Genomic DNA, 24,903 nt, shown 5'->3' with positions numbered 1-24,903 from the left:
AAGCTTTTGCAGCAAAATTACTGATGAGTGATTTCTTCCGTGGCTGTCTATGTTGATTGTTTTTGAACCGAGATTAAAAAAAAGTATAGATAAATACATTTCACCCTGTATTTATGACAATCTTTAAGGATGTACCCTCCAGCCATAAAGATTCCGCAAAGAGAAGTAATACATATGGTCGATGCTTAAAAAAAGAGATTATGTTCAAATAAATCTCAGGTTAAAGATTTAATAACTCTAATTTAGGATGTCAATATGCAAGCAGTGCTGAAATGCCCAAAAATTGCAATTATTCGTCCACATGGCAATCTTAATGCCGCCAACGCATTGGAATTTGAAAGAGATTTGACCACAGCGTTAACACAAGAGGCTGTATCAATCTTGCTAGTGGATTTGGCAGGGGTAGAATCATTGGACAGCGCAGGGTTAATGGCATTGGTGTCTGCACTGAAGCTGGCTCAAAACTTAGGATGCAGTTTAAGACTGTGTTCTGCGTCTCCAGCTATTAAGATTATTTTTGAATTAACTCAACTAGATAGTGTATTTGAGTTTGAAGGCAAAGCCGAATTGGCAGTAGTCAGCACTTGATTAGAGGAATCAGCAACATGACATGGGTGACTTGGTGACAAGTTTATGTAAAGGAAGTTGTCATTTGCCAAGGTAACCCGATGGATAGACTTAATCAATGCTAAGGTGGGAGGTGATTATCTGTCATTTATTTTAAAGTAGCTAGAAGATAGCACAGTGGCTGTTGCAGTTGAACAATTAATCACATCGGATATTTTAAAACCGGCACGTTACCTCGGTAACGAACGCCTAGCAGTACATAAGCATTGGGATACGGCAGTCATACGTTGGGTATTAACCTACCCAGAAGTATATGAAGTTGGAGCATCCAACTTAGGGCATATCATTCTCTATAACATTTTGAATGCCCAACCGCGCCAATTGTGCGATCGCGCTTACCTCCCAGGTACAGACTTGGCAGCCAAACTCCGGGAAACAAACACACCCTTGTTTGCTGTCGAGTCAAAGCGATCGCTCAAAGAATTTGACATTTTAGGTTTTAGTCTCAGTTACGAATTAGGTGCTACCAACATCCTAGAAATGTTGGATTTGGCGGGAATCCCCCTCACATGGCAAGAACGAGCAGGAGGAAATTACCCGCTAATTTTCGCAGGTGGACAAACGGCAACCTCAAACCCTGAACCATACGCCGACTTTTTCGACTTCTTCGCTTTGGGTGATGGCGAGGAACTCTTACCAGAAATCGGTTTGGTATTGGAAGAAGGCAAACAAGCCAGATTGAGTCGCCGAGACTTACTCCTCGACTTGGCACAAATACCGGGGGTATACGTTCCCCAGTTATACGAAATGGCAGCAGATGGTTCAGTTCATCCTCACCACCCAGACGTACCAAAACGTATTCTGAGGCGAGTGGCTACTCCCATACCCGCCTATTCCATTGGGCTAGTACCCTACATAGAAACAGTACACGATCGCCTGACAATTGAGATTCGTCGTGGTTGTACCCGTGGCTGTCGCTTCTGTCAACCAGGAATGCTGACTCGACCTGCACGGGATGTCGAACCAGAGAAAGTTGTAGAAGCAATTGAGCAGGGAATGCGGGCCACTGGTTACAATGAATTTTCCCTACTGTCTCTAAGTTGTTCAGACTATTTAGCCCTACCAGCGGTGGGGATGGAAATAAAAAATCGGTTAAAAAATGAAAATATTTCCCTGACTTTACCTAGTCAACGGGTAGATAGATTTGATGAAAACATTGCCAATATCCTCGGTGGTACAAGACAAGGTAGCTTGACTTTTGCACCAGAAGCCGGAACCCAACGGATGCGGGATATAGTGAACAAAGGTTTGACGAATGAAGAACTGCTCCGAGGCGTAAAAACTGCTTGGGAAAAAGGATGGGATAAAATCAAACTCTATTTCATGATTGGCTTGCCAGGTGAGACAGATAGTGATGTTTTAGGCATTGTAGAAACAGTCTCCTGGTTACAGCAAGAATGTCGAGGTAAAGGCAGAAGACCGCTGAACTTTAACTTAACAATTTCTAACTTTACGCCCAAACCACATACACCATTTCAATGGCATTCAGTAGCTACATCTGAATTTAAACGCAAGCAAAACCTACTGAGGCAAGAATTCCGCCGGATCAGAGGAGTAAAAATAAATTTCACCGATGTCCGCATTTCGGCAATGGAAGACTTTATCGGTAGAGGCGATCGCAGTTTGGGTGTAGTAGTGCGCCGCGCTTGGGAATTAGGTGCAGGTATGGATTCTTGGTATGACAGTCTAGATAAAGCTTTCACCGCTTGGGGAAATGCAATCACAGAAGCAGGTCTAGATTGGAAATACCGTCAAGTAGAAAAAGGTGAGTGGAACTTTACAGAAAGTATGAAGGCTGAAGTCAGAAGTATGAATGAAAATTCATTCTATGACATTCATCCTTTCCTAGATGTACCCCTACCTTGGGATCACATTGATACCGGAATTGATAAAAAGTGGCTGAAAGAAGACTTACAACGAGCTTTAGACGCAGCAATTGTCCCAGATTGCTCCTTTGAAGGTTGTTCGCACTGTGGTGTCTGCGGCACCGATTTCGGCCACAATATTGTGATTGAACCGCCTACTATCCCGGAATTTACAGGTGAATTTGTTCCCAATACTACCAAAGCACAAAGATTGCGTGTCTGGTTTGGTAAGCAAGGTGATATGGCTTTGCTTGGTCATCTAGATTTGATGCGTCTGTTTGACCGCGTTATCCGCAGAGCCAGTTTACCAGTCGCGTTCACTGGTGGATTTCATCCCAACCCACGAATTGCGATCGCCAGTGCTTTACCTCTAGGGGCTACCAGCAATGGCGAAATCGTTGATTTCGAGTTAACTGTACCAGTGGACATCGATACTTTCCAAGAAAAGTTAGCGCGGGAATTGCCCACAGATATACCCATATATCACTTGGCAGAGATAGAGTTAAAAGCGCCAGCAGCTACCCAAATATTAGCAGCAGCCGAGTACTTAATTACTGTTGTCCTATGGAGTGAAACCACACCTGCACAATGGCAAGATTGGATTAATGCCATCAAAACAAAAGAAGAAATTTGGTCAGAGCAAACAACTAAGTCAGGTAAAACTCATTTGGTAAATCTGCGCGATCGCTTGTTTGAATTGGCATTAGTAGAAACTCACCACAGTACAGCAGAATCTACCGCTATCCTGCGTTATCTAGGTAGTTGTCGCAATGACGGTGTTTCCCTGCGTCCTGAGCAAATCCTATCTATGCTAGAAGCAGTTGCAGGTAAAGAATTTCAACTTCTGCAAATTCACCGCAATCAATTAGTTTTAGGAGTATAATCCCTAAAGGGTAACTTGCTAGTAGTTGCCCTGATGTAGCACATCATGGGAATTGATTTTTAGCAAGGTTGCGTTAGAATGGGGTGAAGAGAAATTTTCTGGCGCTGCATTGAATTAACTAGTTCACTACCCTTATACTCAGGGAGCGAAAGCGAAGATATTAGAGAGCAACTTCTAGGATTTTATCCCAGACAAGCTGAAGCGGATTAAAAAACAACCTCTCTTTATAGCAACTTGAGTGAACTAGTAACTTAAAAGCAGGCTCCGTCGGCAACTCTTACTCTATATTTTTTTAAACAACTGCTGAATGCCTAATTCCTAAATGGTGCGGGTATCGCATCAAAAATCAACCACGGACGGTTGATTTATTTACTTAAACAATATGCAGCCGTTCTGGAATAATCAGGCGTGTAAACGCAATTACCCAGTCAATAGCTCTATAACCATGAGCTTGGATTCACAATTTTTATTATCAGCAGCGCCTTTGGAAGCTGGTAGGGGCGAGGGGCATAACAAACCTCCAGAGCTACACTAGTGCTGCCAATTTTTGAGGAAATTGAATGCCAAAACAAATTATCATCGCAGAGCAGCATCAAATTGCTGCCGTCTTTTCTGAAGATCAAATACAAGAACTCGTTGTAGCCACAGGCCATCACCAAATTGGCGATATCTACTTAGGTGTAGTAGAAAATGTACTGCCCGGAATTGACGCGGCTTTTGTTAATATCGGTGATCCAGAACGGAATGGCTTTATTCATGTAACAGACTTAGGCCCATTGAAACTAAAGCGGACAGCCGCCGCAATTACAGAACTTTTAGCACCGCAGCAGAAAGTGCTGGTGCAAGTAATGAAGGAGCCAACCGGTACTAAAGGGCCAAGGCTAACTGGTAACATTACCTTACCTGGACGCTACGTGGTACTGATGCCTTATGGTAGAGGTGTGAATTTATCCCGACGGATTAAGAGTGAAACTGAGCGCAACCGCTTGCGAGCATTAGCGATTTTAATCAAGCCGGCGGGTATGGGTTTGTTGGTGCGTACAGAAGCAGAAGGCAAACCAGAAGAAGCCATCATGGAAGATTTGGAAGTACTGCAAAAGCAGTGGGAGGCGATTCAGCAAGAAGCGCAATCAACCCGTGCGCCAGCACTACTTAATCGAGACGATGACTTTATCCAGCGTGTATTGCGGGATATGTACGGTGCGGATGTTAACCGGATTGTTGTAGATTCCAGCACTGGACTAAAACGGGTGAAGCAGTACTTGCAGAACTGGAGTGGAGGTCAAACACCACAAGGGTTGCTCATTGATCATCACCGCGATCGCTCACCCATATTAGAATACTTCCGCATCAGTGCAGCAATTCGGGAAGCCCTGAAACCAAGAGTAGATTTACCTTCTGGTGGCTACATTATTATTGAACCAACAGAAGCACTCACAGTAATTGATGTTAACTCCGGTTCATTCACGCGATCGGCCACTGCCAGAGAAACAGTATTGTGGACAAACTGCGAAGCAGCCACAGAAATTGCCCGACAATTGCGACTGCGGAATATTGCCGGGGTAATCGTTGTTGACTTCATTGATATGGAATCGCGGCGCGACCAATTGCACGTTCTGGAACACTTTAATAAAGCACTAAAAGCAGATAAAGCTCGTCCCCAGATTGCTCAATTAACAGAACTTGGTTTAGTAGAACTAACCCGCAAGCGTCAAGGTCAAAACATTTACGAATTGTTTGGGGAAACATGCCCCACTTGTGGCGGTTTAGGGCATGTTGTCCGTCTACCAGGAGAACCCGAAAGTCGCTTGCCCACACCACCAGAACTGCCTGATCGTTTCGTTTCCTTACCTCACAGAGAACCCCGTCTGCCCGCTGCTCGTCTGACAGAACCACGAGAAAGCTTTGATAGCTTTGGGGAAAATTTTGATGCCGATCCTGACTTAAGTGCCTTAAATTTAGTGAATCATCCCAGTTATCACGAACTGGGTGATAACAATAAGCGTGGTAGCCGCACTCGTCGTAGACGAATTAGCATCAATGGAGCAAATGGTAAAGATGAACCACGGCTGGCTCCTAATTCTCTGGGCTTTGATAATGATACCGATCTAGACCTTGATAATGAAGTTGACTTAAGCCCAACACCAGAAATCCCCGCACCCAGCTTAGGCAAATCAGGTTGGACTGAAAGAGTTGAACGGAATAAGATCATCAAAACAGAACCTGTGAAACCAGTGGTTGAACCACCGGAGATTAGAACTGTAGAAATGACTCTAGAAGAACAGGATGTTTTTGCCTTAATGGGAATATCTCCCTTAGTGAAATTGGATCGGGAAGTAAAAAATCCCAAGTCTGTAATTATTAATATTGTTCAGCCTGGACAAGTGGCAACTGCACCACCAGAACCACCCTCAAGCACAACTATTACCGAAACAGTCAGCAAAGAAGTAAATACATCGCCAGTAGAGTTAGAGGAAAAATCCTTACCAGAAGAAGAAAATGAGTCAGATGGATTTGCGACAAGTGCTGAAGAAGCTGAAGCAAATCTTAGTGCCACAGGTAGCCGTCGCCGTCGCCGTCGTTCCTCGGCAGTAGAGTCAGATACTTCCAACTCCGAGGAAAGTTAATATGTTCTATGGTAGATATCAACCCAACTGCTACTTTTACTTCACCAACAGATTTAGGTGAACTTAAGTGGCTTGAGTTTTCTTCTACTTTATCGGGCATTTCTGGATTAGTTGCAGGAATCGATGAAGTTGGGCGTGGTGCTTTATTTGGGCCTGTAGTTGCAGCAGCAGTTATCCTACCAGTCGATGCTTTTTCAGAATTGATTGCAGCTGGGATTAAAGATAGTAAAAAACTGTCTAGTTCTCGCAGAACTCATCTAGCAAAACAGATTTGTCGGCTGGCAACGGACTGGAAAATCGGTTTTGCGGCAACTGCCGAGATAGATCAAATAAATATTTTGCAGGCAACGCTTTTAGCTATGAAACGGGCTGTACTAAAACTGAAGGTACAGCCTGCAATCTGCTTAGTTGACGGCAATCAGCCAATTAAAGACTTACTTGTACCCCAACAAACAATAGTGAAAGGAGATGAGCGATCGCTTTCCATCGCAGCTGCTAGTATTGTGGCTAAAGTTTGGCGTGACGAGTTAATACTGCGTCTAGCATCAAAGTATCCGCAATACGATCTAGAGCGTAATAAAGGATACGGTAGCCCAAAACATTTACTGGCGTTGCGACAATACGGCGCTTCATCCCTGCATCGTAAATCTTTCAGCCCTTGCCAAATTCAGCAGTGATTTGCATAATCTTGGTGTATTTGTTGGTGGGTGCGATCGCGTTTAGGGTGCTGCTTCCTCCTTAACAGAGATGCTCTGATACCTTAAAATCCTGACTTTTGATCATAAATAAGCCTAACTTGGTAATAGAGATGAAAGTCAATCGAGTTAGTTAGATCGGTAATATTCTATAGTTGTATCAGAGGGGCATTTCGCTACACCATTTATGTATTCTGGCGGAGAGGGTACACGGCCATAGCTTTCAATGTGTTTACAGACAATACTGACCGTTTTCGCTTGCTTGTCCTCAGTACGCGGAACAGCAAAGACTGCTCCAGCATACCATCTAAGTTCTATGCCCAACATGCCACCACAGTCATCTTGAACGGCATAGCTATAAACAGCGTCAATCTTTGTTTTAGAGGCCAAGTCAGCATTTGTTTCAGTATAGTAACGGTAACATATTTGTATTCCAAAAATTGGGGGAGAAGAACCATGCCTAGTTGCTGGTTCATCAGGAGGTTTAAAAAAAGTTTTGTGTTTAGCGAAGTATCTTTCCTGTTCTTTAATTTTATATATAAGACGGTTTTCTGCGTCTTTCTCAAGTTTTGATATTTTTTTGACCATTACCTGATATTCGTTTTCATGATTACATCCACTAAAAAGAAAGCTTATTGAAATAATGCTCAAAAATAAGATGTTCAGGCAAAGGAAAGTACTATTATTACTTGAACTATCAATAGGTTTTAACTTTCTTAAATATAGGAAATGCCTAAAATCTTTCATGAAAACACATGATAGTTATTTTGTAAAGTGCGGCAGTTATAACTGAGCGTGCAAACAATCAGTATAAAAGCTCATAGCTGGTAGTGAGTGATGAATCGCTTAATACTAGCTATGTATTTTTATAAAAACTGCTCATTTAATACTAAGTAAATATTAGTCTAAATTCAAAATTGGTAAATCACCATTATCTTCTAAGGCTTTTTCTGATATTTGTGATGTCACCCAATGACGATAATCTGCTAGTAAGTGATGTAACAATCTTTGCTTAACGGTTACTAATACACTTTTAAGTAAAGCATTGCCAGTGGTTTCTATAATCGGTTTTGGAGTAAAAGAAAGTGGTGGTGGCAAGTCTACTTGCACTTCTAAATCGGCTTTGCCTTCTAAGAAAGTACCGCTACTGTGCTGATAAGGAGATAAATGTCCTTGTAAATTGAGAGCAAAACGCTGGTTAATGTACTCAACACCCCGAATTTCACAAGCAAGCGATCGCAAATAAATTATGCCATTTGATTCTGCCCAAACTCTCATATCTACGGTAGGCTGAATACTTAAAGACATAAAAGATAGAGGACGCATTTTTAAACGGAATACTTCCTCGGAAAGTTGATGAATACGGCTATTATCAACTAAAGCATTCACCAGACGTTGCGGCTGACGTAAGTAATGCTGTATGGGAATAGGCTGATGCGGTACAGCAATTTTTACCGATTGAGAGGCAGTAAATCTGGTAGGCATGATTTGCAAACAACTATTATTTGATACTTCTATATCTTAATGAATTTATTATATTTATTATTTTTTATTGAATAAAGTAAATCTAGAATAAGTACCACTAACTTTTAACCTATCTTTCTCGATATTAAACTAGTCTTGCAAGGATATTTGAAAGAATTTTGCTACTATTTTTAAAATTATACAATAATTCTAAAAAAATTATGAACTCTTCTATTTTCCTGCTTGATTTCCTCTAAACTCCAGTCACCTCAACAAGAGTTGCCCCCACACAGTGCTGACCCATCCTTAGCAGTAAGATAAAAAAATCAAATTATTCACAACCCAGATCAGAGAGATGTAAATTAAAATACAAGTATTTTTGAGCAACGTTTTTTAAGATGTGGATATTGCACATTTAGAAACTACTTCTCAATTACAAACTATATCGTTGTTCGGTTTTTTCAACAGACATCTCCGAAAAAAATGCAGAGGCGTAGCAATGCTACGCCTCTACAAGGTTTCTGGATAACACATATTTAAATTTGGTCGATGTCTAACACTGAGTTTGTCTGCGGTATAGTCTATGAATCTCACAATAATTCAGCTTCAAACATTATGTCTCTATCTATTGCTCATTTAGGGCCTCCAGGCACTTATGCAGAACAAGCAGCTGTTTTATATGTCAACTGGCTAACCAAAACAACAGGGATTAAAGCTATTTTATGCCCATATCCCAGCATAGCCCAGTCACTCCAAGCGGTTGCTGCTGGAAAAGCCCAGTTAGCAGTTGTACCAGTAGAAAATTCCATTGAAGGTAGCGTCACTATGACAATGGATGCGCTGTGGCAATTGGAAAGTTTGCAAATTCAGTTGGCTCTAGTTATGCCTATCTCCCATAACTTAATTTCCTGCGCTACTGACTTAGATAGCATTAAGAAAGTTTATTCACACCCGCAAGCTTTAGCACAATGTCAAGGTTGGTTAGGCCAATTCCTGCCAACTGTACAAATAATTCCGAGCAATTCTACAACGGAAGCACTACAGTTGCTCCAGCAAGATTTAACAGCAGCAGCGATCGCATCTTCCAGAGCCGCTCAACTCTATAATTTGCCAATCTTGGCTCAAGGCATCAATGACTATCCAGAAAACTGTACGCGCTTTTGGGTGGTCAGTCAGAGCAACTTAGCACCTGATTACCATATATCTTTATCAAATGTTACTCATACATCACTAGCTTTTAGCGTACCTGCAAACATACCCGGTGCTTTAATCAAGCCCCTGCAAGTATTTGCTGAACTAGGAATTAACCTGAGCAGAATTGAATCTCGCCCTACCAAGCGATCGCTAGGAGAATATTTATTTTTTATTGATCTAGAGGCAAATGTTAATGAACCAAAAATGCAATCTGCCATAGCAGATTTAAGGAGTTACATAGAAATTTTTAAAATTTTTGGCAGCTATGGTGTCTTACCAGTTAGCATTCTTGAATCATAATTCAAAAATCAACACTCCTATTTGCTTGAACTTGAGAGAATTAAGTTTGAATAGTTAGCAAATGAGACTACTGGCATTTTCCGTGCTAATCCCAGTAAGTCTCCAGCATTTCTACACCTTCTTGATGATCAGGATTCTTGAATTTAGGTGTCTTGAGTAAGATTATCCACTCAGAAACCAGGCTTATGACTTCTGATTAAAGGTATCTTTCAACACAGAACGGGCTGCCAAGTGATTACGAGTAGAGGTTAAAATTTCTGCTTCTCGTTCCAAGCGAGCTGACGTGTCTTGCATTTCTAGCAACGACTGTTGTTCGGGAGCAACACCATAAAGGTTACTAGCTACCCAATAAGATAGCTCTATAGGCAAGTCTGGTAATTCTTCTGGTAATTCAATGTTTTGTTCTGTTAACTTAGCTGAGAGACGCACTACATCTTTGAGTAATTGTTCAACTTCTGCACCCAAAGGACGCAAATCTTTTGTTGGTGGTTCATCTTCTATCCACTGGACTAAACCGACGCGATAGGGTTTTTCACGTACATATTCTAAGACGCGAAACCTTTGTTGCCCCAAGGTTAGCATCTTCATCCGGTCGTCTGGTAGACGCTGGTAATGGATGATTTCTGCACAACAGCCGACGTTTGCTATTGTGCCTTTCACGGGATCGACCATTAACACTCCGAACCTGCGATCGCTCTCCAAAATCGTGTTCATCATGATTCGGTAGCGAAATTCAAAGATGTGTAAGGGTAATGGTCTAGTAGGAAAAAGAACTACTTCGGGTAACGGGAACAGAGGTAGTTCACGAACAGCAATTCTAGAAGAAGATGTCATTGTTATCTTAGAATAAATTTAATTTTAAAAATTTATCGTTCTCTACTTTTCCCGTACTTTGCTTACATTCTATCACTAAATAAAAAGCCCTGAGGTCAATTTCCTCAGGGCTAGTTCAGTATTCATACCATAGTCAATGGTCAATAATAATATTTTCCTTATAGCAACAGCCAAGGTGATGAGGACATAAATAGATGACAAAAGACTTTTAACCCTGTAACCTGTCACCTGTAACCTGTCACCTGCTATAACTATTGACTCTTTACCAACTACAGTTTGACTTCAATATCCACGCCCGATGGCAAATCTAGCTTCATTAAGGCATCAATAGTCTTAGAGGAAGGCTGGTAGATGTCAATAATTCGGCGATGAGTGCGGGTTTCAAAATGTTCGCGCGAATCTTTGTCTACGTGAGGCGATCGCAATACACAATATATTTTCCGTTTTGTAGGCAAGGGTATTGGGCCTATGGCTGTAGCGTTAGTCCGGTTAGCTGTGTCTACAATCTTCTCGCAAGATGTATCCAATAATCGACGGTCAAAAGCTTTTAAACGAATTCTAATCTTCTGCTGCTGTAGAGTTGCCATCTTTAGTTTTCCAGGTTCTGATTAATTGAGAGAGAGACAGATAAAAGAGCAGAGATGGTAAAACGCCTCTCTGCTCTTGATTATTAGGGTAAAAAGAAAGGTACTACTTAAGGATTTTAGAGACGACACCAGCACCGATGGTGCGACCACCTTCACGAATAGCAAAGCGCATACCCTGCTCGATTGCGATCGCGTTGATCAATTCTACAGTCATCTTGATGCGATCGCCGGGCATCACCATTTCCGCTTCACTACCATCATCGGAGGTAAAGGTTTTAATAGTACCGGTTACATCTGTTGTCCGTACGTAGAACTGAGGACGATAGCCAGAGAAGAAGGGTGTCTTCCGTCCACCTTCTTTTTCAGTGAGTACGTAAACTTCACCTTCAAATTGGGTGTGAGGAGTGATGGAACCAGGCTTGGCAATTACCATCCCACGTTCAATATCAGCTTTTTGGATACCACGAAGTAGTACGCCTGCATTATCCCCAGCCATCCCTTCATCAAGACTCTTCTTGAACATCTCGATCCCGGTGACGGTGGTGGCACGAGTATCTCTGATCCCAACCAGTTCAACGTTATCGCCGACTTTAACTTTACCCCGCTCAATCCGGCCAGTGGCGACTGTACCCCGGCCTGTGATGGAGAATACGTCTTCTACTGCCATTAGGAAGGGTTTATCAATATCCCGCTCTGGTGTGGGGATGTAGGAATCTACTGCATCCATTAATTCGTAGATTTTATCTACCCAAGGATTGTCACCCCGTTGTGTTTTGGGGTTAGCAGTCATTGCTTCTAGGGCTTGTAGACCAGAGCCTTTAATAATGGGAATATCATCACCAGGGAAATCATAACTGGAAAGCAGTTCTCGTAGTTCTAGCTCTACTAGTTCTAAAAGTTCTGGATCATCCATCAAGTCTTCTTTGTTCAAGAAGACCACCAGACTGGGAACACCCACTTGTTTTGCTAACAGGATGTGTTCGCGAGTTTGGGGCATAGGTCCATCAGTAGCTGCAACTACAAGAATGCCACCGTCCATTTGCGCCGCACCGGTGATCATATTTTTTACATAGTCAGCGTGTCCGGGGCAGTCTACGTGAGCATAGTGACGGTTTTCCGTTTCATACTCAACGTGAGCAGTATTGATAGTAATACCCCGAGCTTTTTCCTCTGGTGCATTATCAATTTGGTCATAGCCTTTAGCTACTGCTTGACCCATAGCCGCCAAGGTCATGGTGATGGCTGCTGTTAAAGTCGTTTTACCGTGGTCAACGTGACCAACAGTACCTATATTTATATGGGGTTTATTTCTTTCAAACTTTGCGCGTGCCATGAATCCTCGTTTCCTTTTTTAATTAAGCGTTCCCTTTGCTTTTGGCGATGATAGTTTCAGCTACGCTGCGAGGCACCTCTTCGTAGTGGCTGAATTCCATCGTAAAGATACCCCGACCTTGGGTTTTCGACCGGATATCGGTGGCGTAGCCAAACATGGTCGCTAGTGGAACTTTAGATGCCACTTTAGCGAGTCCCTGTTCAGTGCTTTGGCTTTCAATCTGCCCCCGACGGGAGATGAGGTCGCCAATGACGTTCCCGATATAGTCTTCAGGAACTTCCACCTCGACTTTCATCATAGGCTCTAATAGCACTGGTGAAGCTTTCAGCACAGCTTCTTTCAGTGCCATTGACCCAGCAATTTTAAAAGCCATTTCCGAAGAGTCTACATCGTGGTAAGAGCCATGCACTAGCGTCGCTTTCACATCAATTAGTGGATATCCAGCTAAAATACCAGATTCACAGCTTTCTTTCATACCTTGCTCGGCAGGGCCAATGTACTCTTTCGGTACTACACCGCCGACAATTTTAGAGACGAATTCAAAGCCAGTACCGGGTTCTCCTGGTTCCAAATTGATCACAACGTGACCGTATTGACCTTTACCACCACTCTGACGGATGAACTTACCTTCCACGTTGGTGACAGTTTTACGAATTGTTTCGCGGTAAGCTACTTGTGGCGCACCAACGTTCGCTTCCACTTTGAATTCGCGTAACATTCTATCCACCAGAATCTCTAGGTGGAGTTCTCCCATCCCTGCAATTACAGTTTGGTTGGTTTCTGGGTCAACGTTGACACGGAAGGTTGGATCTTCTTCTGAGAGAGATTGCAGAGCCTTGGATAGCTTATCCATATCGTTTTTGGTTTTGGGTTCAACCGCTACCGAGATCACAGGCTCTGGAATGAATAGGGATTCCAGAATTACTGGTGAGCCTTCATCAGTAATGGTATCACCTGTCAAGGTGTCTTTTAACCCCAGCGCCGCACCTAAATCACCTGCTCTTAGTTCATCGACATCTTGGCGGTCATCTGCCTTCATCAGAACTAGGCGGGAAATCCGTTCTTTCTTATTTTTAGTAGCATTTAAGACGTAGCTACCTTTTTTCAGAACACCGGAATAAACGCGAACAAAGGTGAGGCGACCGTAGGGGTCAGCCATAATTTTAAATGCCAGCGCTGATAGAGGTTCATTGTCATCAGCCCGACGCTCTACAGTGTCGCCATTGGCGAGTGTGCCTTGAATTGGGGGTACTTCTGTTGGTGCGGGTAGATAATCTACTACAGCATCCAACATCAGCTGCACGCCTTTGTTCTTAAAGGCTGAACCACAAAGTACAGGGACAATTGTGCCTGCAATTGTCCCTTTCCGCAGGGCAGCCCGGATTTCCGCTTCTGTCAATGCTTCGCCGTCGAAATACTTAGTCATCAAAGCGTCATCAGTTTCGGCGACTGCCTCTACCAGCTTGGTGTAGTACTCTTCGACTTGCTCGTGCATATCTGCTGGGATATCCGTTTCTTGGATATCTGTGCCTTGGTCGTTGTTATAAATATATGCCCGTTTCCGAACCAAGTCTACAATGCCTTTGAAGTCGTTTTCGCTACCGATAGGCAGTTGAATGGCAATGGCATTTGCCCGTAGGCGATCGCGCATTTGTTCGTGAACTTTATAGAAGTTCGCACCTGTGCGATCCATTTTGTTAATAAAGGCGACTCGAGGCACTTTGTAGCGGTCTGCTTGCCGCCACACTGTCTCCGATTGTGGTTGTACTCCACCTACAGAACAAAATACAGCAATTACACCATCCAACACCCGCATGGAGCGTTCTACTTCAATTGTGAAGTCTACGTGACCAGGAGTATCGATAATGTTAATTTGATAATCTTTCCAACTGGTACTGATAGCCGCAGCAGTGATTGTGATTCCCCGCTCCCGCTCCTGCTCCATCCAGTCGGTTACAGCAGTTCCTTCATGAACTTCACCAATTTTATGAATTATCCCAGAGTAAAATAATATTCTCTCTGTTGTTGTTGTTTTGCCCGCATCTATATGCGCCGCAATACCGATATTGCGTACTCTCTCTAGCGGGTTTGTACGTGCCACAGTAGCCTCCTATAATTTTTGGCTCATGATATCTTGTATATTACTCTTTGTTAAGATTCTATACTTTTACGGATAACCGTCTGGGTTTTTGTTAGTCGGCGATATACCACTGCTTGATGCTAGATATATCGCGGCTCTGTTTAGTAACGATAGTGGGCAAATGCTTTGTTAGCTTCTGCCATCCGGTGCGTTTCTTCGCGCTTACGAATTGCATTACCGCTTTCGTTGGCTGCATCCATTAGTTCATTTGCCAATTTGCCAGCCATTGTGCGCCCTGGTCTAGACCGAGAAAATTGTACTAGCCAACGCAGTGCTAGGGTAGTACCCCGTTCTGAGCGTACTTCCATTGGGACTTGGTAAGTTGCACCACCAACACGGCGAGCTTTCACTTCTACCAAAGGTGTTGCATTACGCACTGCTCTTTCAAAGGTTTCTATTGCAGGATTTCCAGTGCGCTCCTCAATAGTTTTCATCGCATCATAAACAATGCGTGCAGCTAATGATTTTTTTCCGTGACGCATGATCCGGCGAATAATCATGCTCACCAGACGACTGTTATACACGGAATCAGGCGGAACTGGCCGCCTTTGAACTACACCACGACGAGACATACTTTACCCTTAATTCGGAATTTGGCAACGAAATTATATGCTATCAGACGACGAAGTATCTAAGAGGTGGAGTCCGCCACCTAGACTTTCGCAATTTTTTTTACAGTACAGTTGCAGCGACCCTGAATTGCTGATTTGCTATCCTCAAATGGGACACACAAAGCGACAACATCACGGGTATTAATTTGATGAAAGTGCTGTTGTCGCTTACAGCAATCTCAATAAAACTTACACTTGCTCGCTGAGTGTAGGCTGTCAGTGTTAACTTGACTAATTTAACTTTTGAAAACAGACAATTTTATCTATTTTCACAACCGTTTGAGAGCGATCGCTAACTTTTTATATTTTTTGCCGCTTCCAGACAAAGCGACTAATCGCAATTTGATACGACTAATCGCCTCTGCCTTATTTTTTGGCTTCTTTCGGGCGCTTGGTTCCGTATTTGGAACGGCCTTGTTTGCGGTCTTTAACGCCAGCTGTATCCAAGGTGCCACGGATGATATGGTATCTTACGCCTGGCAAGTCCTTGACACGACCGCCGCGAATCATTACAACTGAGTGTTCTTGTAAGTTATGACCAATCCCTGGAATATAAGCTGTAACCTCAAATCCAGATGTAAGTCTTACCCTTGCTACCTTGCGTAGGGCTGAGTTAGGCTTTTTAGGTGTGGTTGTGTAGACTCTTGTACAAACACCCCGGCGTTGTGGGCATTGCTTGAGAGCTGGGGATTTGGTTTTCTGACGCGCTTTTTCGCGTTCGCTACGTATTAGTTGCTGTATGGTTGGCATGAGTTACAGCGCGTGAAGCTGTTTATGGGTCTAAGTTTTAACAAATCCTGATTATATCTTTTTTCTTGCTTCTTTGTCAAACTAGATGCTTTAAAGTCCAGAATGGTGACTTGTGGACTCTTGAATAAAAGAGAATGAGTTACCACAGCTACAGGTAGCAACAGCTTGAGGATTGTGGAAACGAAAGCCTCCGCCCATCAAATCTTCAGAATAATCTAATACTAACCCATTGACATATTTTAAACTTTGGTTATCTATAATAATTTGCAGTCCGTTCACTTCAAAAGTGCGATCGCCTTCCTTGATAATCTCATCAAAAGACATATCGTAAAATAAATCAGCGCATCCCCCTAATTTTACAGCTAACCTGACCAAGGCATTGGGCTGCTGCTTTGACTTTAATCGTGCGATTTCAATCTTTGCTGCTTGACTCAGTTGAATCATGGAATTTATTTTTGCAGTTGAAAGCCCTTCTTTAAATATGACAGATGGCGTGACACTAAAACTTAAAAAACTGTTTTTGCTCTGAGAATTTAAATTTAGTTATGAACAACGAGATCCCCGATTTATCAAAGCAATCGGGGATCTCAGCTTTAAATTGTCAAAAAGAAGGGTGTTGTAGGTGGGTGTCGGGGAAATTAGTGGTGAGGTGTACAAAAAGAAAGTTTTTTTTCTCCCTTCACACCCCACATCTTACACCCTAGTTTTGGTCACAAATCAGGACAGATTGTTATTTATCCAGATTCATCTAAATTTTGGGACTATTTTTCTGTACGAGCATAATCATCTTGGTAGCGAATAATATCATCTTCGCCCAAGTATTCGCCATTTTGTACCTCAATTAGCACTAAAGGAATCACTCCGGGATTCTCTAGACGATGGGATGTACACTGAGGTACATAGGTTGATTGGTTATTACCCAGTAACACTTCGCGATCGCCACAAGTTACTCTAGCTGTACCAGAGACAACAATCCAGTGTTCGCTGCGATGGTGGTGCATTTGCAAGCTGAGACGGTGTCCGGGCTTAACTTCGATACGCTTGATTTTATATCCACGCCCTTCTTCTAAAACTGTAAAAGAACCCCAAGGGCGCAACTCGGTTGCAGCAACGCCTCGATTAGCGAGCGCAGCAGTTAGGGGTAGGGTCTTAGTTGGTGCGGTTTCTTGATATTGAGCCATAGTTACCTCATTTGGAGACATAACAAGCTGTCCTTACTTTTAACCATTGATGGAAAAATCTGGCGCAATCTTGCAACCGTGAAAATCAGCAATTCAATTACACCTTGCTAACCATAGCAAAATCAAACTTTAAGGTGTAAAGAGTCACGGCTAAAACTCTGGTGAATACACAAACTCTTTATATAGCGGCATTCGAGCTTATCTAATCTTTAAAAATTGTTGCGAACCGTGAAGGATAAAGGCTGAAATGAATGTTTCAGACTAGCCTGCGGCAAGCCGCTGCGCGTCTACATACTTCATTCATTTTTGTTGCAAGAAAATCCCAATACCGTTATGAACACGAGCAGCAGTATTCGGAGAACGGTCGAGTAGTTGTCCTCCCAGATAAAGACTGGTTGAACTACCACCGTCTAAATTAAGGGCGTTAACACAGCCAAGCTGTTTCATCAATTGGGCATGTTCTGCTAGTGTAGGCCCTGCTCCACCAGCACGGTTATGCACAGCAGCAATCATCAGCGTACCTGTGGCGGTGGTGCATATACCACTGCGAACAGCTTTTTCTGCAATAAAAGCATTGCTAAATTTTTCTTCTTTAGCATCGAGGACAATTTGACCGTCTTGGATTAAAAGTGGCCCGGCTCCCATAATATTGGGGTAACGGCTAAAGTCAGCCGGAGTAGTCGCAGCAGTAAGACTAACTTTTGTTCCTATGGGAAGTTGAGTAGCAGCATTCGCAGCCATCCCGCGGAAGGTTAGCAAGTAACCATTTTGGGGAATAGGAATAGTAGTCTCACCAGCTTTACCACCAGCTAACTGACTACTAACTTCGTCTTTTTCAACTATGAGGATAGTTTCATTGTCTATAAGGGGTGTATAGTTTAATCCCCAGCTAGGAGTATAACGAGCAATCCCACTCTGCACATAACCACTATTGAGAAACAGAATTGGTAAGCGGAGATTGTTAGGAGCAATCAAAGTTTCTTGTAATGTCAGTCTACCTACATAAAATTGCCCAGAATTATTCCAAGCGATCGCGCCTCGATTGAGAATTGGCCCGGATATCCACTGATTATCTCGACGAATTGCGCCTAAAGGTAATCGATTGTTGCGGTTAAAATAACCACCATTAATTGCAGCTACAGCTAAGTATTTTTGCGCTGTTTGAATTAAGGGATCTGTGCCAATTAGAGTATCAGGACTTGCCCAAATTGGTTTTAAGACTAACCCAACTGTGCGGGGGTTTGCTTCTAACCAAACAACTGGAAAACGCGCTGAGTTTAAACTGACAAATTGCTGTCGCCAACGCAATCCTATTGCCCAAGCAATATTTCGCTCTACCATTGCATCAGGTCGAATCTCGACAATTAGGCGATTGGGGTTAGCTACTGTAGTGACGCGGGGAGCAAAACCAAAAGGAACGCTGAGGCGAAGAATAGTTTGGTTTTTGACCACCTCTACTTTTTGAATCAAGGTATCAGGAGTTGATTGTGGTGGTGCTGCTTCTGGTAATAATTGTTTAAGCAGATTTGGCAGTAATGGTGGTGGTGTAGGCGTGTAGCGTTGAATTAAGGCGGGATCAGCGACAGCATCCAGAGTAATTGTCCATTCTCGATTGGGTGGCGTAGTAGCTTTAGGTGCGATCGCATCTGGATCTACCGACGGTGGAGTTTGGGGTTGTTTGATTGGTAATCCTTGCCTAATTTGCCAAGGTGTTGAATTGTCTAAATCGACAACAATGTGGTTTTTCCTGATGGTAGTAACACTGGGATCTATCGGTTGCTGACTGGAAACAATATTTTTGATTTGGGCTTGAGGAGTGACAATCACCAAGGTGTTACCATTGGCCTGTACCTGCCAATCTGCTTGTTGAGCAAATTTAGTGATATCTAAATAGCGATATCCTCCCTGTAGCTGAGTTACCAAAATGGATGGGTTGGTAACTGACGAAAACCACTGTATTGGTTGTCTGTTTGGGTTGTTGCTGTTTAAAAAATCAGCACCAATTATTTGCTTAAAAACTCCATCGCTGAGATGTATTTTCCCTTGACCAGCTTTGTCTTGTCGTAATAACCAAGCACCAGTTATAGTACGACCATTGAGGGAAATTTGATTACCAGAAGATGGTACTTTTAATACAGATGGTGCTGGCGATCGCGGAGTTACTTCTGGCGCAGGTTGAGCTACCGCAGCCCAAGTAGTGGATAAGCAAAGTATCGTCGCTATTAATGAGATATTTACTGGGAAAGCACGGCGATCGCCAGACTGAGCTACAATTTTTTGGCAAGGATTTGGCATTTTTACCATAATTTATGCAGTACTTTAGCAAGCTATCACCCAAGGGGTAAACCGACTAGTTGTCGGAAAACCTTTAAAAAAGGTGATTTAACTTTTGAAGAAACGTGATAGTCTATATAGTGGCTTGCTGTCTCTTATAAAGATTAACAAGTTCTCTTCCCGCTAAAACCACTGTAACTGACCGTTTTAACTAGCACTAGTTCCCGCCAAACTATACATATATAGCTTTGGTAATCAAATTTAGATTTAAAGTACTCTTACCTCACTCGATAGTTGCTATTCTGTTACTTAGAAGTGAGGCGTAACTGTCAGTAGCAAAAGTTGCAACGGCTCATCAGGAAATATAGACAACAATAAAAATATTTAGGAATTGTCAAATGGGTATATAGTGTAATACGCTGATTTTGTTGCTGAATCAGGAACCTTATAGCTTTTAAACAGTGGATTTTTCAGTTTGAATTTTGTGTCAGGTAAGTAGAAGCTGCCTACCTGATAGACATATATCATCTGAAGAAATTGCGAAAATACTTAATCTTTGAATACAAACAGATAACTTTAGGACAAAATGTAATTTGTCTAACCTAGCATAAACACATAAGAATTAACGCAACAATTTTAACACGGCTAAACTAATAATTAACCGCAGTTAAAATTTTTTTTCCCTAAATTCCAGTGATTTATGTATTGCTGCGGCGCAAAATTGAGAAATTTTTCCTCACAAGCAGTGGCAAAATTTGTGACTCAACTTCTCAGGAATAGGCTATGAACGATCAACGGGTGAATCAATTGCAAGAAATGACATTTTCAAACAAAGACTCTAGAGATACCTACCAAGGACAAAGGTGGTTAGTAGAGGAACGAGATGCCTGTGGCGTAGGTTTTATTGCTCATCGCCAGAATATTGCCAGCCATGAAATCGTCACCAAAGCCTTAGCTGCATTGACCTGCTTAGAACACCGGGGTGGTTGCAGCGCTGACCAAGACTCTGGTGATGGTGCAGGGATATTGACAGCGATTCCTTGGGAGTTGTTGCAAAAAGAATATTTTTCAGGAAGGATGGAAATTGGCTCTACCAGCAATATTGCTGTGGGGATGATATTTTTACCGCAAGACCCAGAAGTAGCACAAAAAGCGAAAGCCCAAGTTGAGCAAGTTGCAACAGAAGAAAAATTTACTGTACTGGGCTGGCGAGAAGTACCAGTACATCCCCATTTATTGGGAATACAAGCCAAAGAAAATCAACCCAAAATAGAACAAGTTTTTCTAGCTGCTGACCAAACTGGCGATGAATTAGAAAGACATCTCTACATCAGCCGGAAGCGAATTTTCAAAGCAGCAAAAAGTATCTCAGAGGACTTTTACATCTGTTCCTTATCTAGCCGCACAATTGTGTACAAAGGCATGGTGCGTTCGGCTGTATTGGGAGACTTTTATGCGGATTTAAAAAATCCCGCTTATCAGAGTGGCTTTGCAGTTTATCATCGCCGTTTTAGTACCAACACCATGCCCAAATGGCCTTTAGCACAACCAATGCGGCTATTGGGTCACAACGGAGAAATTAATACTCTGTTGGGTAACATTAATTGGATGATGGCTAGAGAAGCCAGCATTAGTCATTCAGTGTGGGGCGATCGCAACAATGAACTCAAGCCCTTAGTACTGTTGGACAACAGCGACTCGGCCACCCTTGATAACGTACTGGAGTTACTAGTGCGTTCAGGTCGCAGCCCCTTGGAAGCCTTGATGATTATGGTTCCAGAGGCTTACCAAAATCAGCCATCTTTGCAGAAATATCCCGAAATTACTGATTTTTACGAATATTACAGCGGCTTGCAAGAAGCCTGGGATGGCCCAGCACTGTTAGTATTCGGCGATGGTAAAAAAGTTGGTGCAACTCTCGATCGCAACGGTTTAAGACCAGCACGCTATGTCATTACTAAAGATGATTACATTGTTGTGGCATCGGAAGCAGGTGTAGTTGATTTTCCAGAAGCCAATATTGTTGAGAAAGGCAGACTTGGCCCAGGACAAATGATTGCCGTGGATTTAGAAACTCAGGAAATTCTGAAAAACTGGGAAATTAAACAACGCATTGCCAAACAGCATCCTTACGGGGAATGGTTGCAAAACCATCGCCAAGATTTACAGTCCTTAGTCAACAATCATGGGACAAATGGCAATGGGAATGGCAACGGTAAGGGACAATTCACAATAGACAGACAAACATTACTCCAGCAGCAAACAGCCTTTGGTTACACCAGCGAAGATGTGGAAATGGTGATTCAACCAATGGCGGCTGAAGGTAAAGAGCCGACTTTCTGCATGGGTGATGATATCCCTCTCGCAGTGTTGTCAGGAAAACCCCACTTGTTGTATGACTATTTCAAACAGCGTTTTGCTCAAGTAACCAACCCACCAATTGACCCACTGCGGGAAAAGCTGGTGATGTCCTTAAAAGTGGAATTGGGTGAACGGGGTAATTTATTAGAACCAAAACCAGAATACGCCAAGCGAGTCAAGCTGGAATCGCCCGTATTGACAGAAGCAGAATTAGATGCAATTAAAGTGTCTGGTTTTGCGACAGCGCAATTGTCAACTCTATTTGCGATCGCCAACGGCCCAGCAGGACTAAAAGCCGCAGTCCAATCTTTACAAGCCCAAGCAGCTGAGTCAGTCCGGGCAGGTGCAAAGATATTAATCTTGAGTGACAGAGTAGGTGAGAGCATTAGCTCAGAATCCAGCTATATTCCACCTTTATTAGCCGTGGGTGCAGTCCACCACCACCTGATCCGGGAAGGCTTGCGGATGAAAACATCCCTAATAGTTGATACGGCTCAGTGCTGGAGTACCCATCACTTTGCTTGTTTGATAGGCTATGGTGCGGGTGCTGTTTGCCCATACATGGCTTTAGATACAGTCAGGGATTGGTGGTTTGACCCGAAAACCCAGCAGTTCATGGAACGAGGTAAATTGCCTAGCCTCAGCTTAGAACAAGTTATTGGTAATTATCGCAAAGCTGTAGAGTCGGGATTGTTGAAAATCCTCTCCAAAATGGGTATATCCTTGCTTTCGAGCTATCAAGCAGCCCAAATCTTTGAAGCCATCGGGATTGGTGGAGATTTATTAGAACTGGGATTCAAGGGTACAGCTTCCCGCATCGGTGGTTTGAGTGTCAGCGAACTAGCACAAGAAGTGCTTTCCATCCACAGCAAAGCATTCCCAGAACTGACAGCTAAGAAGTTGGATAACTTGGGTTTTGTTAACTACCGTCCTGGTGGCGAATACCACATGAACAGCCCAGAAATGTCTAAAGCATTGCATGAGGCTGTTAAAACCAAGCAATACGACCATTACGAAGTTTACAAACAATATCTCCAAGGCAGACCAATCACAGCTTTGAGAGACTTGTTAGACTTTACAAGCGATCGCTCCTCTATTCCTTTAGCAAAAGTAGAATCGGTGGAAGCAATCCTCAAACGCTTCTGTACTGGTGGGATGTCCTTGGGCGCATTGTCACGGGAAGCCCATGAAGTTTTAGCGATCGCCATGAACCGCATTGGTGGTAAATCTAACTCTGGGGAAGGTGGCGAAGATCCTGTGCGTTACAACGTCTTAGATGATGTAGAAGAATCTGGTTACTCGCCTACCCTACCGCACCTGAAGGGCTTGCGGAATGGTGATACTGCTTCTAGTGCCATCAAACAAGTCGCATCGGGGCGCTTTGGTGTCACCCCAGGATATTTAGCCAGTGCCAAACAAATAGAAATTAAAATTGCTCAAGGTGCAAAACCAGGAGAAGGCGGACAACTACCGGGAGCAAAGGTTAGTTCTTACATAGCCATGCTCAGGCGCTCCAAGCCAGGTGTGACATTGATTTCGCCACCGCCGCACCATGATATCTACTCCATTGAAGACTTAGCACAACTGATTTTTGACCTGCACCAAATCAACCCGAAAGCGCAGGTATCCGTGAAGCTAGTTGCAGAAATCGGAATTGGGACAATTGCGGCTGGTGTTGCGAAAGCCAACGCTGACATCATCCAAATTTCTGGGCATGATGGCGGTACAGGTGCATCACCACTCAGTTCAATTAAACACGCTGGCTCACCGTGGGAACTCGGATTAAGTGAAGTACATCGCGTCCTGATGCAGAATAGTCTGCGCGATCGCGTCATTTTGCGGGTAGACGGCGGACTCAAAACCGGCTGGGATGTCTTGATGGCTGCGTTGATGGGTGGGGAAGAATTCGGCTTCGGTTCCATTGCCATGATTGCCGAAGGTTGCCAAATGGCGAGAGTTTGCCACAAAAATACCTGTCCTGTAGGTGTAGCGACTCAAGATGAAAAACTGCGGCTGCGATTCAAGGGTATACCCGAACACGTCGTTAACTTCTTCTACTTCGTTGCCGAAGAAGTGCGGAGTCTGTTAGCAAAACTGGGATATCATTCCTTGTCAGAAATTATCGGTCGTGCAGACTTATTAACAGTGCGTCCAGAAGTGACACTCGCCAAAACCCAAGCACTAAATCTCAACTGCTTACTGCAACTACCAGATACTAAAACAAATCGTAATTGGTTAGTGCATGAAGAAGTTCATAGCAATGGTGCGGTAATAGATGACCAATTGCTGGCTGATGGAGAAATTCAAGTAGCTATTCGCAACCAATCTACTGTGGATAAGACTTTAAAGATAGTCAACACCGATAGAACAGTTGGTACAAGATTAGCAGGTGCGATCGCTTCCCGGTACGGCGACGGTGGTTTTGAAGGACAAATTAATCTCAACTTCCAAGGCAGTGTAGGGCAAAGCTTTGGAGCCTTCAACCTCCCTGGCATGACTCTGACTCTCTTAGGAGAAGCCAACGACTACGTAGGCAAAGGAATGCACGGTGGGGAAATCATCATCAAACCGCCAACAGAAGCCACCTATGATCCAGCACAAAACGTGATAGTTGGCAATACCTGCCTCTACGGCGCTACTGGTGGGTTCTTATTTGCCAACGGTTTAGCCGGTGAGCGTTTCGCAGTCCGCAACTCCAAAGGCACAGCCGTTATTGAAGGCGCAGGCGATCACTGTTGTGAATACATGACTGGTGGTGTAATAGTTGTCCTTGGCAAAGTGGGACGTAACGTAGCTGCGGGGATGACTGGCGGATTGGCATATTTCCTGGATGAAGACGGCTCATTCCCTGAGTTAGTCAATCGGGAAAATGTCCAAATTCAGCGAGTACTTACGGAAGTAGGACAAAAGCAACTGCAAGAATTAATTAGAACTCATGCAGAACTTACTGGTTCACCAAAAGCGAAAGCAATCTTGCACAACTGGACAGAATTCGTTTCTAAATTCTGGCAATTAGTACCACCTTCGGAAGCTGATAGTCCAGAAGCGAATCCTCAAGCGGTGGTAGAAAAACACCTGAGTTCGGTGTAGTCATTAACTGATTACTGATGAATAAAAAGGGGACGCTGCTACTGTCCCTTTTTTTCATAGCTACTAGACTTTTGGTAAAAGCTGTGT

At 43.3% G+C, this 24,903-nt stretch carries 17 protein-coding genes; 6 read left to right on the top strand and 11 right to left on the bottom strand.

Annotation, left to right across the window (positions count from 1 at the left end):
- Positions 1-255: 255 nt before the first annotated feature.
- From IQ259_RS13435 to IQ259_RS13420, 4 genes are all read left to right on the top strand, one after another.
- Positions 256-588, top strand: a complete 333-nt coding sequence (locus IQ259_RS13435) for an STAS domain-containing protein (protein ID WP_193885467.1) — start codon at positions 256-258, stop codon at positions 586-588.
- 156 nt (positions 589-744) lie between these two features.
- Positions 745-3,375, top strand: coding sequence for a TIGR03960 family B12-binding radical SAM protein (locus IQ259_RS13430; RefSeq protein ID WP_193885465.1), 2,631 nt, complete (start codon positions 745-747; stop codon positions 3,373-3,375).
- Between the two features lie 560 nt (positions 3,376-3,935).
- Positions 3,936-6,002 (top strand): Rne/Rng family ribonuclease, encoded by a 2,067-nt coding sequence (locus IQ259_RS13425; protein ID WP_193885463.1) that lies wholly within the window; start codon positions 3,936-3,938, stop codon positions 6,000-6,002.
- 8 nt (positions 6,003-6,010) lie between these two features.
- Complete coding sequence (locus tag IQ259_RS13420) at positions 6,011-6,679, top strand: ribonuclease HII (RefSeq protein ID WP_193885461.1); 669 nt, start codon at positions 6,011-6,013, stop codon at positions 6,677-6,679.
- Between the two features lie 147 nt (positions 6,680-6,826).
- On the opposite strand, the gene IQ259_RS13415 is transcribed toward IQ259_RS13420, so the two are convergent.
- Both IQ259_RS13415 and IQ259_RS13410 read right to left on the bottom strand, forming a co-directional pair.
- The gene (locus tag IQ259_RS13415; RefSeq protein WP_193885459.1) at positions 6,827-7,444 is read right to left on the bottom strand and encodes a hypothetical protein; all 618 of its coding nucleotides are present in this window, start codon (positions 7,442-7,444) and stop codon (positions 6,827-6,829) included.
- Between the two features lie 153 nt (positions 7,445-7,597).
- Complete coding sequence (locus tag IQ259_RS13410; protein ID WP_193885457.1) at positions 7,598-8,182, bottom strand: DUF1997 domain-containing protein; 585 nt, start codon at positions 8,180-8,182, stop codon at positions 7,598-7,600.
- A gap of 594 nt (positions 8,183-8,776) precedes the next feature.
- Here IQ259_RS13410 and pheA point away from each other — a divergent pair.
- Positions 8,777-9,655: a prephenate dehydratase gene (gene pheA, locus IQ259_RS13405; RefSeq protein ID WP_193885455.1), complete on the top strand. Its 879-nt coding sequence runs from the start codon at positions 8,777-8,779 to the stop codon at positions 9,653-9,655.
- A 183-nt stretch (positions 9,656-9,838) separates the two neighbouring features.
- Here pheA and IQ259_RS13400 read toward each other — a convergent pair whose 3' ends face one another.
- The 9 genes from IQ259_RS13400 to IQ259_RS13360 form a co-directional block, all read right to left on the bottom strand.
- Positions 9,839-10,489, bottom strand: coding sequence for an LON peptidase substrate-binding domain-containing protein (locus IQ259_RS13400; RefSeq protein WP_193885453.1), 651 nt, complete (start codon positions 10,487-10,489; stop codon positions 9,839-9,841).
- A gap of 269 nt (positions 10,490-10,758) precedes the next feature.
- Positions 10,759-11,076 (bottom strand): 30S ribosomal protein S10, encoded by a 318-nt coding sequence (rpsJ, locus tag IQ259_RS13395; protein WP_015113498.1) that lies wholly within the window; start codon positions 11,074-11,076, stop codon positions 10,759-10,761.
- A 103-nt stretch (positions 11,077-11,179) separates the two neighbouring features.
- Positions 11,180-12,409 carry an elongation factor Tu gene (tuf, locus tag IQ259_RS13390; RefSeq protein WP_193885451.1) on the bottom strand — a complete coding sequence of 410 codons (1,230 nt, stop codon included), beginning with the start codon at positions 12,407-12,409 and terminating at the stop codon, positions 11,180-11,182.
- A gap of 22 nt (positions 12,410-12,431) precedes the next feature.
- Positions 12,432-14,510 (bottom strand): elongation factor G, encoded by a 2,079-nt coding sequence (gene fusA / locus IQ259_RS13385; protein ID WP_193885449.1) that lies wholly within the window; start codon positions 14,508-14,510, stop codon positions 12,432-12,434.
- Between the two features lie 140 nt (positions 14,511-14,650).
- Positions 14,651-15,121 carry a 30S ribosomal protein S7 gene (gene rpsG / locus IQ259_RS13380; protein WP_193885447.1) on the bottom strand — a complete coding sequence of 157 codons (471 nt, stop codon included), beginning with the start codon at positions 15,119-15,121 and terminating at the stop codon, positions 14,651-14,653.
- Positions 15,122-15,526: 405 nt separating this feature from the next.
- Complete coding sequence (gene rpsL, locus IQ259_RS13375; RefSeq protein WP_015140400.1) at positions 15,527-15,910, bottom strand: 30S ribosomal protein S12; 384 nt, start codon at positions 15,908-15,910, stop codon at positions 15,527-15,529.
- Positions 15,911-16,000: 90 nt separating this feature from the next.
- Positions 16,001-16,354 carry an iron-sulfur cluster assembly accessory protein gene (locus IQ259_RS13370; RefSeq protein ID WP_193885445.1) on the bottom strand — a complete coding sequence of 118 codons (354 nt, stop codon included), beginning with the start codon at positions 16,352-16,354 and terminating at the stop codon, positions 16,001-16,003.
- A gap of 317 nt (positions 16,355-16,671) precedes the next feature.
- The gene (locus tag IQ259_RS13365; RefSeq protein ID WP_193885511.1) at positions 16,672-17,091 is read right to left on the bottom strand and encodes a phosphomannose isomerase type II C-terminal cupin domain; all 420 of its coding nucleotides are present in this window, start codon (positions 17,089-17,091) and stop codon (positions 16,672-16,674) included.
- A 300-nt stretch (positions 17,092-17,391) separates the two neighbouring features.
- On the bottom strand, positions 17,392-19,395 hold the full coding sequence (locus tag IQ259_RS13360) for a phosphodiester glycosidase family protein (RefSeq protein WP_370568025.1): 2,004 nt from the start codon (positions 19,393-19,395) through the stop codon (positions 17,392-17,394).
- 753 nt (positions 19,396-20,148) lie between these two features.
- On the opposite strand from IQ259_RS13360, the gene IQ259_RS13355 reads away from it, so the two are divergent.
- Entirely contained in the window at positions 20,149-24,816 is a 4,668-nt protein-coding gene (locus tag IQ259_RS13355) for a glutamate synthase-related protein (RefSeq protein ID WP_193885441.1), read from the top strand.
- Positions 24,817-24,903: the final 87 nt, after the last annotated feature.

Origin of the sequence: Fortiea sp. LEGE XX443, assembly GCF_015206815.1 — a bacterium.
Lineage (GTDB): Bacteria > Cyanobacteriota > Cyanobacteriia > Cyanobacteriales > Nostocaceae > Nostoc_B.
Note: the sequence above shows the minus strand (reverse complement) of the source record. Positions and strands in the feature narration are given on the sequence as shown.